Origin of the sequence: Paraburkholderia sp. RL18-101-BIB-B (assembly GCF_046026985.1) — a bacterium.
GTDB lineage: Bacteria > Pseudomonadota > Gammaproteobacteria > Burkholderiales > Burkholderiaceae > Paraburkholderia.
Genome location: NZ_JARESV010000015.1, coordinates 127,892 through 142,131 on the forward strand (window position 1 = coordinate 127,892; position 14,240 = coordinate 142,131).

The 14,240-nt window shown below is 63.4% G+C and carries 7 protein-coding genes and 1 pseudogene; 6 read left to right on the plus strand and 2 right to left on the minus strand.

What is annotated here, in order from left to right; translation table 11 throughout:
- Positions 1-160: 160 nt before the first annotated feature.
- From glgX to P0D73_RS22100, 3 genes are all read left to right on the plus strand, one after another.
- Positions 161-2,371: a glycogen debranching protein GlgX gene (glgX, locus tag P0D73_RS22090; protein ID WP_408432870.1), complete on the plus strand. Its 2,211-nt coding sequence runs from the start codon at positions 161-163 to the stop codon at positions 2,369-2,371.
- A gap of 155 nt (positions 2,372-2,526) precedes the next feature.
- Positions 2,527-2,706: a DUF2934 domain-containing protein gene (locus P0D73_RS22095; RefSeq protein WP_132377259.1), complete on the plus strand. Its 180-nt coding sequence runs from the start codon at positions 2,527-2,529 to the stop codon at positions 2,704-2,706.
- A 129-nt stretch (positions 2,707-2,835) separates the two neighbouring features.
- Positions 2,836-4,872: an AI-2E family transporter gene (locus P0D73_RS22100; protein ID WP_408180168.1), complete on the plus strand. Its 2,037-nt coding sequence runs from the start codon at positions 2,836-2,838 to the stop codon at positions 4,870-4,872.
- A gap of 155 nt (positions 4,873-5,027) precedes the next feature.
- Here the strand turns inward: P0D73_RS22100 and P0D73_RS22105 are convergent, their stop codons facing one another.
- Complete coding sequence (locus P0D73_RS22105; protein ID WP_132377257.1) at positions 5,028-5,210, minus strand: hypothetical protein; 183 nt, start codon at positions 5,208-5,210, stop codon at positions 5,028-5,030.
- A 28-nt stretch (positions 5,211-5,238) separates the two neighbouring features.
- On the minus strand, positions 5,239-6,804 hold the full coding sequence (locus tag P0D73_RS22110; RefSeq protein WP_408180167.1) for an FAD-dependent oxidoreductase: 1,566 nt from the start codon (positions 6,802-6,804) through the stop codon (positions 5,239-5,241).
- A 276-nt stretch (positions 6,805-7,080) separates the two neighbouring features.
- Between P0D73_RS22110 and P0D73_RS22115 the strand changes: the two genes are divergently transcribed.
- The 3 genes and pseudogenes from P0D73_RS22115 (at position 7,081) to P0D73_RS22125 (ending at position 14,132) form a co-directional block, all read left to right on the plus strand.
- Positions 7,081-9,249 carry a hybrid sensor histidine kinase/response regulator family protein gene (locus tag P0D73_RS22115; RefSeq protein WP_408285783.1) on the plus strand — a complete coding sequence of 723 codons (2,169 nt, stop codon included), beginning with the start codon at positions 7,081-7,083 and terminating at the stop codon, positions 9,247-9,249.
- A gap of 142 nt (positions 9,250-9,391) precedes the next feature.
- The gene (locus P0D73_RS22120) at positions 9,392-9,682 is read left to right on the plus strand and encodes a hypothetical protein (RefSeq protein WP_132377254.1); all 291 of its coding nucleotides are present in this window, start codon (positions 9,392-9,394) and stop codon (positions 9,680-9,682) included.
- 251 nt (positions 9,683-9,933) lie between these two features.
- Positions 9,934-14,132 (plus strand): annotated as a pseudogene (locus P0D73_RS22125) (CheR family methyltransferase).
- Positions 14,133-14,240: the final 108 nt, after the last annotated feature.

Below are 14,240 nucleotides of genomic sequence, written 5' to 3' on the forward strand. Positions count from 1 at the left end.
CTACGTCAATCCTCTCAGGTCCGGAACTTGCTAAATCAGCGGGCTTGCTGTTTGATGTTCCGATGATGCATTCCATGCGGACGGAAATCCCTGCATCGACGGATCCTCTGCCTACACTAAAACACGCGCGTCAGCGCCTCTTGCTTCCATAGGACCCACTATGTCATCCCAGGCCAACTACTCGACGCGCATCTCGGAAGGCACGCCTTTTCCGCTTGGCGCGACATGGAACGGAAGCGGTGTCAACTTCGCGCTGTTCTCGGCGCACGCCACCAAGGTCGAACTGTGTCTGTTCGATGAAACCGGCGCAAACGAAATCGAACGCATCGAACTGCCGGAATACACCGACGAGGTGTGGCACGTGTACGTGCCGAACCTCAAGCCGGGCGCGGTTTACGGCTATCGCGTGCACGGCCCTTATGAACCGGAGAAGGGCCATCGTTTCAATCCGAACAAGCTGCTGCTCGATCCGTATGCGAAGGCGCATATCGGCGAACTCAAATGGGCGCCGGAAATCTTCGGCTATACGCTGGGTTCCGAAGAGGGCGACTTGTCTTTCGACGAGCGCGACAGCGCGCCCTTCGTGCCCAAGTGCAAGGTGGTCGACGCCAATTTTTCGTGGAGTCATCCCGAACGCAACGCGCTGCCGTGGGAGCGCGTGATTTTTTATGAAACCCATGTGCGCGGATTTACCAAACAACATCCGGAAGTACCGGAAAATCTGCGCGGTACTTTTGCTGGGCTCGGTCAGCAGGTCGTGCTCGACTACATCAGAAACCTGGGCGTGACGTCGGTTGAACTGATGCCGATCCAGACCTTCGTCAACGACAGCTATCTGCTCGACAAAGGCCTCACCAACTACTGGGGCTACAACACGATCGGCTTCTTCGCCGCCGATCCGCGCTTCTTCGCGTCGTCGATTGATTCAGTGGGCGAGTTCAAGGAGATGGTGGACCGTTTTCACAACAACAATCTCGAAGTCATTCTCGACGTGGTCTACAACCACACTGCCGAAGGCAACGAACGTGGCCCGACGATCTCGTTCAAAGGCATCGACAACGCGTCGTACTATCGGCTGATGCCCGACGAGCCGCGCTATTACATCAACGATACCGGCACCGGCAACACGCTGAACCTGTCGCATCCGCGCGTGCTGCAAATGGTGACCGACAGCCTGCGTTACTGGGTGACGGAAATGAAGGTGGACGGTTTCCGTTTCGACCTCGCCACGATTCTCGGGCGCGAATTGCATGGTTTCGACGAAGGCGGCGGTTTCCTCGACAGTTGCCGGCAGGACCCGGTGCTCTCGAGCGTGCGGCTGGTGGCCGAGCCGTGGGACTGCGGCCCCGGTGGCTATCAGGTCGGCGGCTTTCCGCCCGGCTGGGCCGAGTGGAACGACCGCTTTCGCGACACGGTGCGAGAATACTGGAAGGGCGACGAAGGCAAGGTCGCCGATCTCGCCACGCGTCTCACCGGTTCGGGCGACAAGTTCAATCATCGCGGCCGCCGCCCATGGGCGAGCGTGAACTTCATCGCCGCGCACGACGGCTTCACGCTCAACGATCTGGTCTCGTACAACGACAAACACAACGACGCCAACGGCGAGGACAACAACGACGGCCACTCGGACAACAAGTCCTGGAACATGGGCGTGGAAGGTCCGACCGACGACGCGGAGATTCGTCAGCAGCGCGAGCGCCAGAAACGCAATCTGCTCGCCACGCTGCTGCTCTCGCAAGGCACGCCGATGATTCTCGCGGGCGACGAATTCGGCCGCACGCAGAAGGGCAATAACAACGCCTATTGCCAGGACAACGAGATCAGTTGGGTCGATTGGGAGGCCATCGATGACGACGGCCGCGCGCTCATCGAATTCGTCAAGAATCTGACCACGTTGCGCCACCGCCTGCCGGTATTGCGGCGTGGCCGCTTTATCATCGGTGAATACAACGAGGCGCTGGACGTGACTGACGCACGCTGGCTCTCGCCGGACGGCACGGATCTCTTGCAGGAGCAGTGGGACGATCCGTCGATGCGCTGCTTCGGCCTCGTGATCGACGGCCGCGCGCAGGCGAGCGGCATTCGCCGTCCGGCCTCGGATGCGACTCTGCTGCTGGTGCTGAATGCGCATCACGATGTCGTCAACTTCACGTTGCCCGATATTCCCGAGGGCGACCAGTGGACCTGCCTGCTCGATACCAACATGCCGGTGCGCTCCGAGTTGCCGCTCTTCAGTGCCGGCGACGCGTATCAGGTGACGGCACGCTCGTTGTTGCTGTTCGCGCTCGACGCACCGAACCGCGCGACGCAGCGTGTTTTCGACCGCCTCGAAGAGCAGCTCACTACCGACGAAAGCGAACCCTCCGCCTAAGCCTGACACACCAAGGCGTAAAACGCCGTCGAGCTTGCGCTGCCGGGTATAGCGCTTGCTCGATTGCAAGGGACTGCGCGCCATGCCGCTCTTTTTGCGGCGGACGCGCAGCGCAGCCGACATCGGCCCACGCCAGGTTTAACCGAGGTGATCAAATGGAACAGGAACAAACCTCTGTAGAGGAACAGATCCGCATGCGCGCTTATTACCTGTGGGAGCAGGCAGACGATCCGAAAGGCACGCCTGACGAGTACTGGGACCAGGCACGCGCCGAGATAGAAAAGGAAGCACCGCCGGTAGAAAGTGGCCCGATCGCTGACGAGCCTTTGAAGTAAGTGCGCTATCGCAATGGGACTTCGACGATGGTCCGATAGTCCTATTGACCGGCATATTGGCCAACAAGATTGTCACGCCTCACAAGACACAAGAACGGCAACCGAACGTAACCGGACAGATTCGCGCAAATGAAGGACATACCCCAACCGCGCGGCGTGAGGCCGGCCGCCCGCATTCAAGCGCCCGCCACGGCCTTCGGCCTGGACAGCCTGATCGCGCTTGCGGTGGGCGTCACGGTGGTCGCTTGCCTTTACTTTGCGAGCGCCGTGCTGATTCCGATTACGCTCGCCATCCTGCTCAGCTTTCTCGTCGCGCCACTCGCCGATGCGCTGACGCGTTTGCGGCTCGGTCACGTAGCGTCCGTGTTCGCCGCGGTGGTGATCTCGGTGTCGGTGATCGGGATGCTCGGCGCGGTGATCGCCACGCAACTGACCGATCTCGCGGCCGGCATGCCACGCTATCAGGCGACCATCGAGCAGAAGATGGAAACGGCGCACAGCCTGACCATCGGCAAACTGAACCGGTTTGCCAGCGCGGCAGGCCAGGCGCTGCAACGCGCGACGGTCGAACCGCCGCAACCCGCACCGCAGGCTGGCCCGGCGTCTCGCGGCAGCGCGCACACCACGGCCAGTGAACCCGCCGCCGTGCCCGTCGAAGTGCGCGAGCCGGTGCCGACGCCGTTCGAACTCGCGAGACGCGTGCTGTCGCCGGCTATCAGCCCGCTCGAAACGGCGTTTATCGTTTTCGTCGTGATGGTGGTGATCCTGCTGCAACGCGACGATCTGCGCGACCGCGCAATCCGTCTGTTCGGCTCGCGCGATCTGCACCGCACGACCACGGTGATGGATGAAGCCGCGCGCCGTCTGAGCCGTTACTTCGTGTCGCAACTCGGCCTGAATGCGGGCGTCGGCGTGGTGATCGGCACGGGGCTTTTTATGATCGGTGTGCCGAGTCCGATTCTATGGGGCATTCTCGCGGCGTTGCTGCGGCTCGTGCCTTACGTCGGCATCTGGATCTCGGCGACCTTGGCCACCGCGCTCGCCGCCGCCGTGAGTCCGGGGTGGGCGATGGCGATCTGGTCGCTGGCGCTATTCGCCACTGTGGAGTTGCTGGTGGGGCAGATCGTCGAGCCGCTGCTGTATGGACGCAGCACGGGGCTCTCGCCGTTTTCGGTGGTGGTGGCGGCGATTTTCTGGAGCTGGATCTGGGGGCCGATAGGACTGATTCTGTCGACACCGTTGACGCTTTGCCTGCTCGTGCTCGGCCGGCATGTGCGGCGCCTGGAATTTCTCGATGTGCTGCTGGGCGACCAGCCGGCGCTCACGCCCATCGAAAACTTCTACCAACGTGCGTTGGCGGGCGACCCGGACGAGGCGATCGAGCAAGCCGAAGTGCTGCTGCGTGAGCGCTCATTGTCCGCGTACTACGATGAGGTTGCGATCAAGGGCTTGCAGCTCGCGGCCAACGACGTCGAGCGCGGCAGCGTCACGGCAACGCAGCTTGCACGCATCGAGGCGACGACGAACGACCTCGTGGACGGCCTCGACGGCTACGACGACCGCGAGCCGGTCACGTCCGCGGCGGAAGAAAACTGGAGCGCGGTGGGACCGTTGGCACCTTCTTCAGCGTCCGGGACTTCCGACGATGCACAAGCTCAACCCGCGAATACGCGGCTCGTTTCTCCAGGCAATTCGAAAGAAGAACGTGCAACAGACACGTCGCCGCTCGCAGCCAACAACCGTGTGCTGTGCATTCCCGGACGCGGTCCGCTCGACGCATTGGCGACAACGATCCTGTTGCAGTTGCTCGGCAAGCACGGCTTTACGTCACGCGCGTTGCCGCATGAGGCCGCATCGCGCGCGTCGATCGATCAACTCGACGCGGACGATGTCGGCATCGTCTGCATTCTCTACTTGCAGATCGACGGCATTCCGTCGCATCTGCGCTATCTGGTCAGGCGCATTCGCGCACGATTGCCAAATGTGTCGATCGTGGTCGGACTGTGGGCGGCGGAGGATACGGAGAAGTGGAGCGCGGATCTGCAAAGCGCGATGGGTGCGGAGTGTTATGCCACCTCATTGCAGGAAATCGTCGCTGCTTGCCGGCGTGTCGAGACGGCCAGAACCCAGACCGAGGAAGAACTGCCGCTCGTGGTCAATAGCTAGCGTGCCACGAATCCCTGCACGTCACCCGCCTTGACACGTCATCAAAGCGAAGGTGATGAGGATCGGGAGTGTCGGTCAGAGGGGTTGCACTTGCAGAAGTGGAGAAAACCGCCCGTCGGCAGCGCGTCGGGCGGCTCACGTTAGGTCAGTAAGGCCTAATGCCTGGCCGGTTTCTTTGCGGCCGACTTGTCTTTCGAAGCGGCGTCCTTGTCGGGGACGATCTTCGTGGTGCCGCCGGTGGAAGGCGGATCGCTCGCGGGAAAGCTATCCTCGACCTGCTTGTCGATCTGCTTTTCGCTCTTGTTCGAGTGCGGGTGCTTTTCCTTGTGTTCTGTCATCGCGTTTTCTCCTTCAGGTTACGGGTGTTCATTTCGTGGCGCACGATGCGCCGCCGACGATTGCCATTGCATCCGCGCGCGACACGCCGCCTCTCATCGCATCGATCAGGCGCGCGGTCTGCGCTTCGCGTTCGCAGGCGAGCACAGCGACCACCATGTCGTTCTTCACGTACAGCGAGACGAATTGCTGCTTATCGAGTTCGCCGTCGGTCACGATCTCGTCCCACTCGTTCGCATGGCCGAGATATTCGAAGTTCTTGCCGAAGTGATAGGTCCAGAAATAAGGCACACCGGCGTAGCGATGCCGCGCGCCGCACATGTTTTGCGCGGCAATGCGCGCATGCTGCTGCGCGACGCGCCAATGTTCGATGCGCAACGGTTCCTGATCTTCATGCAACGGAAACACGGCGATATCGCCCGCTGCATAGAGGCCAGGCGCAGCTTGCATGCCCGCGTTGACGAGCACGCCGCCGTCTTTTTGCAGCGGCAGTCCTTCGATGAAACCGGTGGCCGGTGCGACGCCCGTGCCTAACAGCACGATGTCGGCGGCGATATGCTCGCCGTTTTCGAGCATCACCTGATGCACGTTGCCTTCTTCGCCTTCGAGGGACGTGACCTTTGCTTCGAAATGGAACACCACGCCATTGCGCTCGTGAAGCGCGCGGAACATGGCGCCCGCGCGCTCACCGAACTGCCTCGCGAACGGCACTTTCTCCGGCGAAATCACGGTCACTTGCGTGCCACGTTTGCGCAGCGAGGAAGCCGTTTCGAGTCCGATGAAGCTGCTGCCGAGAATGACGACCTGAGTTTGACCGGCATCGTCGCCGATAGCGTCGACGAGCGTGGCGGCATCGTCGAGACTGCGCAGCACGTGCACGCCGCCGAGTTCCACACCGGGAATCGGTGGAAGCTTCGGCACGCTGCCCGTGGCGAGCAAGGCGGTGTCGTAAGTCAGTTCGCCGCCGCTTTCGAAATGAATCGTGCGGGCGGGCACATCGAGCCGCGCGACCTTGCCGACAATCCGCTCGACATCGTGCCGCTCGAGCCAGTCCGGCGCGAGTAGCGGCGGCACATCGGCAGGCGCCATTTCACCAGACGGGACAAATTTACTCAGCGAAGTGCGGTCGTACGGCGCATGCGGCTCATCGCCCACGAGCGTGATACGGCCGCCAAAGTCACATTCGCGCAGCGTGGCGCAAGCGGCTGCGCCTGCCGCGCCCGCACCGATCACCACGTAATGCGGTTCTTTCGCGCTGGCATTGCGCGTCGGCTGGGGGAGTTTTTCCGGCGTGACCATCACGTCGTCGCCTGTCACGACCACGGGATAGCGGTCGAGCGCGACGAGCGCGGGCGGTTCGAGCACGTTGCCGGTGGCGACGTCGAACGTCCCTTTGTGCCACGGGCAGATGATCCGGCCGTGGCATAGCGCACCTTCTTCGAGTGGCGCACCGGCGTGCGGGCAATCGGCGGAATAGGCATGCACGGTATCGCCGTCGCGCACCAGCAGAATCTTTTCGTCGTTCACCACGACACGTTCAGCGCGGTCGGTTCGCAATTGCGAGAGCTGAGCGACGCATCGGGCAGTCGTGGGCATGGCCGGTTCCTCGCGGATGGTGGCATGAGCAATGGCAGCGCAGGCGGCGTGCGACGCGCATCAGCACGCCGCGGTGCAACACGCCTTTCAGGCCGCCGAACGCCAATGGTTCAGCAATCCATGTGCCCGAATGCGCGCGCCTGCACGAGCGCTGCTTCGTCGCCCGTCACGCTTTGGAGAACGGCCGAAGTGCGGTAAATTCCGGAAAAGGAAATAGCGCACGAACATGCTCCGAGCATGCCGTGCCGTGGCGTCCCTGACCTGTATTGACCTTTCATGGAGATCGTGACCGTGCAGCGTGCGGAACGTGCCGCAGTCGATTTCCCCATGCCGTCGCGCAATTTCGCGGCGACGCGGCGCATGCTGCTGATCGTCCTCGCCGTTTCGGTCGTCTTTCCTCTGATCTGCCTTGCCGGCTACGGCTATTTCGATTACCAGCGCCGGATCGCCGATTCGAACGACATGATCGACCGCCTCGCGCGCGTCGCCGAGGAACAGGCCGTCAAGGTGCTGGACCTGAACCAGCAGATGTCCTCGCGCATCGTGGAACTGCTCGGCAATGACGACGACGCGCAGATTCGCGCGCGCGAAGCGATGTTGCACAACCGTCTGCGCGGCATCGGCGGCGACTTTTCGCAGGTCGCGTCGATCTATCTGCTTGGCGCGAAGGGCGATCTGCTGGTGTCGAGCCGCACGTTTCCCGCGCCCGTCATGTCGATCGCGCAGCGCGAGGATTTCACGAGCGCGAGAGCGATGCGCCCGCATCCGTATTTTTCGCTGCCGATGTTCGGCCCACTCTCGCAGACCGATGTGTTCACCACCGCGACGGGCCGTTCGGGCGCCGACGGCCAGTTCCTCGGCGTGGTCACGGTGGCGCTGCGCAACGAGTACTTCTCGCGCTTCTATCGTGAACTGACCAACGGCGATTCGTCGCTGGCGCTGGGCCTGTACCGGCAGGACGGCAATTTGCTGGTGCGCTATCCGCCGTGGCCGGCGGGCGCGAAGCCCAGCCCGCGGAGCAAATTCACTCAGGCGTTGCGCGACAAACAGCTGTCCGGCCACGTCCGTCTGAATTCCACGGTGGATGGTGTGGAGCGCCTGCTGGCGTTTCGCCGTGTCGGCGACTATCCGCTCTATGTGATGAGCGCCTACGCGACGTCGTCGATCGGCGAAGCATGGCGGCGGCACTTCATCATGATCGCGGCACTCACGGCCGTGCCCTGCATCGCCATCTGGCTGCTGGTGTTCTACTCGCTGCGCCAACTGGAAGGCGAGCGCCGCGCGTGGGAACGTTGGCAGGGCGAAGTGGCGATGCGTCTGTCAGCCGAAGCCTCGAGCCGGCAACTGCAGCGCATGGGCGCGCTCGGCAATCTCGTCGCCAACGTCGCGCACGATTTCAACAATCTGCTGATGGTGGTCGCCGCCAACACGGAGCTCGCGCGGCTCAAGCGCTTTAACAACGTGGAGAAGGAAGTGCTGGCGGTGGAGCGCGCCACCGCCACCGCCGAATCGCTCACGCGGCGTCTCCTGAGCGTGGCGCGCAAGCAGCCGCTCAAACAGCAGCCGCTCGATCTCGCCACGTGGATGCCCGGCGCCGCCCCGCTGATCGACGCCGCGCTCGGCGACAACGTCGAGCTGGTCTTGAACATGGTCGATAAGGTCTGGCAGGTGCTGGCCGATCCGACCGACCTCGAATTCGCGATCATGAACCTGGCCGTGAACGCGCGCGACGCGATGCCGCGTGGCGGACGCTTCGTGATTCGCTGCCAGAACAACCGGCTGGTCGGCAGCGATACCTTGCTGCCCGACGGCGAATACGTGCTGATCGCCTGTTCCGACGACGGCGAGGGCATGCCCGAGGCCGTCGCGCGGCGCGCCTTCGAGCCGCTCTTCACCACCAAGCTGCGCGGTTCGGGCACGGGCCTCGGCCTCGCGCAGGTGCTTTCCATGTGCGAACAGGCAGGTGGCACGGCGAAGATCGACAGCGTGCCGGGCAGCGGTACGACGGTCAGGTTGTATTTGCCGCGATATCGCGAACGCCAGAAGGCGTCCGTGGTTCAAGCCGAGACGGTGCAAGCGCCGGTGCCCGCGCCGAGCGGCGTCGTGCTGCTGGTGGAAGACAACGAAGATGTCGCGGCGGGCGTGGCGGCGGTGCTGGAGACCTTCGGCTGCGAGGTGCGCCATGAACCGACCGCCGACCAGGCGCTCGATGTGCTGACAGGCGGCGCGCGCTTCGAGCTCGTGCTGTCCGACATCCAGATGCCGGGCAAGCTCAACGGCATCGACCTCGCGGAGAAGGTGCGCAGTGCGTGGCCGTCACAGAAGATCGCCTTGATGACCGGCTACGCCGACGAACTCGAACGCGCGCGGCGGCTGGGCGTGGCGATACTCGCCAAGCCGTTCAATATCGACGAATTGCACGCTCTGGTGGCGTGTGAACCGTAAGGCTCGCCATTCGCGGCGCACGCCTGGCATGTTCGAAGTGTTTCATGACTCGCGGCACACCCCTTGCTGAGGGGAAGACGAGGTATGCGTATTTGGCTGAACCGGCCGGCGCAACCCACTTCTTTTCGCACAGGAGAAAGTCATGCACCTCAGAAACAAGACTCGCAGCGCAGTCCTTATCTCGGCCTTGCTCGCCGCTTCCTCAATTGCGATGGCGCAAGGCAGCGGGGGTGGCGGTCCGGCCGGCAATGACCCGAGTGGCGGCACCAATGCCGGCGCGACCCGTGAGGGTGGCGACATGCAGGCATCGGGCGCGATGGCGCATTCGAAGTCGACTAAGAAACATCACATGAAGTCGTCGAAGGCGAAGCCGGCTACCGACTCGACCAATATGCCGGGCGCGGACGCGAGCAGCGATACGAAGGGGCAGTAAGGTAGAGAAGCACAGTGGGCAAAGCTGAACGAGGATTCCGGAGCGCTTGCTGCTGCGGGCGCCTCCCATCCCAACCGATGACACGAAACTCCCGCACCCAGCCTCGGCAGGCGCGCTTCGCACGGGCGCCGAAGCCGGGCTGGCTTTGCAATGCGGTGCAACACACGCGACAATATGAGTTGATACAGCACAGGCCCGTGCCACGACGAGACGAGGTCGGCTGAGACGCAGCGCAGCGCACAAGGATGAGTATGGCTGGCAGTAAAGCAGGAGCGTCTCAAACGAACACGCAGAGCGTTGCGCAAACGAGCACGCAGTCAGGCACACAGACGAACTCCGATACCGCAGGGAGCACGGCGGCCGCTTCAGGCTCGCTGGACTTTCCTGTAGTCGGCATTGGCGCATCCGCGGGTGGCGTGCAGGCGCTGCTGCGTTTCTTCGAGAACGCGCCGGCCGATATCGGCATGGCGTTCGTGGTGGTGCTGCACCTGTCGCCCGACCATGCAAGCAGCGCCGACCAGGTGTTGCAGCACGCCACCCGCATGCCGGTGCGTCAGGTTCAGCAGCCGGTCCAGGTGGAAAAGAACCACGTCTATGTGATTTCGCCGTCACACGATCTCTCGCTCGACCACGGCCATCTCACGCCCGTTGAAGCCGATCGTCCGCGTGGCCGGCCGATCGCCATCGACCTGTTTTTTCGTAGCCTCGCCGACGCGCACCGCGAGCGGGCGATCGCCATCGTGCTCTCGGGCACGGGCGCGGACGGCGCGACCGGCATCGGGCGAATCAAGGAACAGGGTGGCGTGACGATTGCGCAGGACCCGGCCGACGCCGAGTACCCGGAGATGCCGCAGAACGCGATGGCCACCGGCATGGTCGACCTCACGTTGCCGGCGGCCGACATGCCGCGCAAACTCCGCGAGCTGGCCGAAAACGCGCGCGCCATCCGCCTGCCGTCCGCGGACGACGAACCGGAAACGCTCGCCGTCAAACCGCCCGATGCGGCTTCGATCGCCGAACGGGCCTTGCTCGGCGTGCTCGCCACCTTGCGCGCACGCACCGGCCACGATTTCCAGCACTACAAGCGCGCCACGATTCTGCGGCGCATTGAACGTCGTTTGCAGGTCAACGGCATTCCCGATCTGCAAGCCTACCAGGACTACGTTCTCACGCATCCCGACGAGACGCCGGCGCTGCTCAAGGACATGCTGATCGGCGTGACCAATTTCTTCCGCGACCGGGAGACCTTCGAAGTCGTCGAGCGCGAGATCGTGCCGAAGCTGTTCCAGAAGAAGTCCGCGGACGATCCGGTGCGTGCCTGGGTCGCCGGCTGCGCGACCGGCGAAGAAGCCTATTCGCTGGCCATGCTGCTCGCCGATCATCCGGAGCGGCATGAAGGCATTCAGGCACAGCTGTTCGCGACCGACATCGACGAACGCGCGATTTCATTCGCGCGCGCGGGGCTGTATCCCGAATCGATCACTGCGGACGTGCCCACCCAACGGCTGCGCCAGTTCTTCACGGCCGAGCGCGCACACTTTCGCGTCACCAAGGCGATCCGCGAAAAGGTGCTGTTCGCCGTGCATAACGTGCTGCGCGATCCGCCGTTTTCCCGCGTCGACCTGGTGTCGTGCCGCAATCTGTTGATCTATCTGGACCGCAGCGTACAAACCCAGGTGCTGCAGATGTTTCACTTCTCCCTGCAGCCCGGCGGCTATCTGCTGCTCGGCAGTTCGGAATCCGCCGAGGCGGCCGGCGATCTGTTCACGGCGGTCGACAAGAAAAACCGGATCTATCGCGCCAACGTCGTGGCCAGCACGGTTCGCCCGCCGATCAGCATGCCGGTCGTTGCACAAGGCGGCGCGGCCAGTGTCGCCAACGTCGGGCCCGCGGCGCCGCTACCGCAGTCGCTGCCGTTTTCGGCCTTGCATCACCGGATCCTGGAGTCGTACGCACCGCCGAGCGTGGTGGTCGATACGGACGCGAACATCCTGCATATGTCCGAGCACGCGGGCCAGTTTCTGCGCTTCGTGCGGGGCGAGCCGTCGTACAACCTGATCATGCTGGTCCACCCGGATTTGCGTCTGCAACTGCGTGCGACCTTGTTTCAGGCATTGCGCGGCAACCGCGAAGCGGCCACTCCGCCGATCGATTTCACGCCCGGCAAGCAGGTGCGGATCGTCGTGCGCCCTTATCGGCGCACGGAAGATTCACCGGAATTCGCGCTGGTGCTGTTCGAGGAAGTTGCGGCCGGCGCCGCCGCGCAACCGTCGAAGCAGCCCGCCGGTCCGGCGGCGCAGGATTCGCTGCTGGTGCATCTCGAGGATGAACTGCATCGCACGAAACAGGAGTTGCGCTCCACGGTCGAGCAGTCGGAGGCGTCGACGGAAGAGCTGAAGCGTCGAACGAGGAATTGCAGGCGATCAATGAAGAGTTGCGCGCGGCCACCGAAGAACTCGAGACCAGCAAGGAAGAACTACAGTCGCTGAACGAGGAGTTGTTCACCGTCAACGCGGAATTGCAGACCAAGATCGAGGAGACCGGCAAGGCCAAGGACGACTTGCAGAACGTGATCGCCTCGACCGGCATTGCCACCCTGTTCGTCGATCGCGAGATGCGGATCAAGCGGTATACGCCGGCTGCAACGGATCTGTTCAACGTGATTCCGTCCGACCTCGGCCGCCCGCTGCACGACATCACGCACCGGCTCCACTATCCGCAACTGAACGACGACACGCTCACTGTGTTCGAGTCGCTGCAACTGATCGAGCGCGAGATTCGCGGCACCGACGGGGGCTATTTCCTCACGCGCCTCTCGCCGTATCGCACCACGGACGATCACATCGACGGCGCGGTGTTGACCATCGTCGATATCACAGCGTTGCGGCGCGCGGAGCAACTCGTGCGCGTCGGCGAGGAGCGCCTGCATCTCGCCGCGCAAAGCACCAACGACTTCGCGATCATCGTGCAGGACATGGATGGCCGCGTGGTGACGTGGAACAAGGGCGCGGAACGCATCTTCGGTTACAGCGAGAGCGAGATGGCCGGGCAGACGCTCGACCGTGTCTATCTGCCGGAAGATCGCGAAGCCGGCGAACCCGCGAACGAACGGCGGCGCGCGCAGACCGACGGTCGTTGCGAGGACGAACGCTGGTACATCCACAGAAACGGTACGCGGCTCTATTGCAGCGGCGTGATCACACCGATGGCGTCGGACACCTTCAGCGGTTTCGCGAAGATCGTGCGCGATCTGACGCAGCGCAAAGGCACCGAGGCGCTCGAGCAGCGCAAGATTTCGTTGGAGCGCTCGGTGCGGCAGAAGATGGAAGCGGCCAGCCGTCTGAAGGACGAATTCCTCGCGGTGCTCTCGCACGAATTGAAGAACCCGCTGAACCTGATTCATGTAAAAGCGGACATGCTGGACCGCGCGCCGTCCACCCAAGGCCTGCCGGTAGTGCGCGATGCGGCCGATGCGATCCGCCGTTCGGTGATCAGCCTCGCAAAGATCATCGACGACCTGCTCGACCTGTCGCGCGTGCGCACCGGCAAACTGGCGCTGGAGCGCTCGCGGGTGGATATCGCGGCGATCACGGCGTCGGTGGCGAGCGCGATCGAAGCCGATGCGCTGTCGCATCAGGTCGAGGTGAACGTGGAGGGTGCGGCCGAACCGTTTCTTATCGACGCCGACGCCGTGCGCTTCGAGCAGATTCTGTGGAACCTCGTCAGCAATGCGGTGAAATTCACGCCGCAGGGCGGAAGCGTGACGATCAGGCTCGCGCATGAGGACGGCTTCGCGTGTGTCGAGGTGCGCGACACCGGGCGCGGCATCGAACCGGCCTTCCTGCCGCACGTGTTCGATATGTTCAGCCAGGCCGAAGGCGCGCACCGGCGGCATAGCGGCGGTCTGGGCATCGGGCTCGCGCTCGTCAAGCAACTTGCCGAAATGCATGGCGGGCATGTGCAGGCGGAGTCCGCGGGTGCGGGCAAGGGTGCGCGTTTTCGCGTCTGGCTGCCCGCCGATAGCGCCGCAGTGCAAGCCGAACCCCGCGAAAGCCAGGGCGACGTCAGTCTGCTCAAGGGCATGCGGATTCTGCTGGTCGACGACGCGGTCGAAAGCCTGCAGGCGTTCCAGAGCCTGCTCGAAATGGAAGGCGCGCAAGTGTGGCCGCAAACCAATGGCGCGGGCGCGCTGGAGGTTGCCGCGCATCAACAGTTCGACCTGATCCTCTCGGATATCGGCATGCCGGGCATGGACGGCTATGAGCTGATCGCGGCGTTGCGCAAACTGCCGGCCACGGCGTCGGTGCCCGCGCTCGCGCTCACCGGCTTTGGCCGCCCGCAGGATGCCACGCGTGCGATTCGCGCGGGCTATGACGCGCATCTCGGCAAGCCGGTTTCGCTGCAGGCGCTGCTCGATAAGATTGCGCGCGCAACCACTCCGAACCGTTGAGGGTTCGATCTGATTTTCGTCTTGGCGCGGGCTTTGAACAGACTGCGCGACTTGCCGTCGACGGGTATAGCGCTTGCTGAAATTGACTGCATGCACGGTTGTCGAGCG

Excerpts from the sequence above, each read along its gene's own strand:
- P0D73_RS22095 (WP_132377259.1), top strand. The coding sequence starts at position 2,527 with ATGGAACAGGAACAAACCTCTGTAGAGGAACAGATCCGCATGCGCGCT.
- P0D73_RS22120 (WP_132377254.1), top strand. The coding sequence starts at position 9,392 with ATGCACCTCAGAAACAAGACTCGCAGCGCAGTCCTTATCTCGGCCTTG.
- P0D73_RS22110 (WP_408180167.1), bottom strand. The coding sequence starts at position 6,804 with ATGCCCACGACTGCCCGATGCGTCGCTCAGCTCTCGCAATTGCGAACC.
- glgX (WP_408432870.1), top strand. The coding sequence starts at position 161 with ATGTCATCCCAGGCCAACTACTCGACGCGCATCTCGGAAGGCACGCCT.
- P0D73_RS22100 (WP_408180168.1), top strand. The coding sequence starts at position 2,836 with ATGAAGGACATACCCCAACCGCGCGGCGTGAGGCCGGCCGCCCGCATT.
- P0D73_RS22105 (WP_132377257.1), bottom strand. The coding sequence starts at position 5,210 with ATGACAGAACACAAGGAAAAGCACCCGCACTCGAACAAGAGCGAAAAG.
- P0D73_RS22115 (WP_408285783.1), top strand. The coding sequence starts at position 7,081 with ATGGAGATCGTGACCGTGCAGCGTGCGGAACGTGCCGCAGTCGATTTC.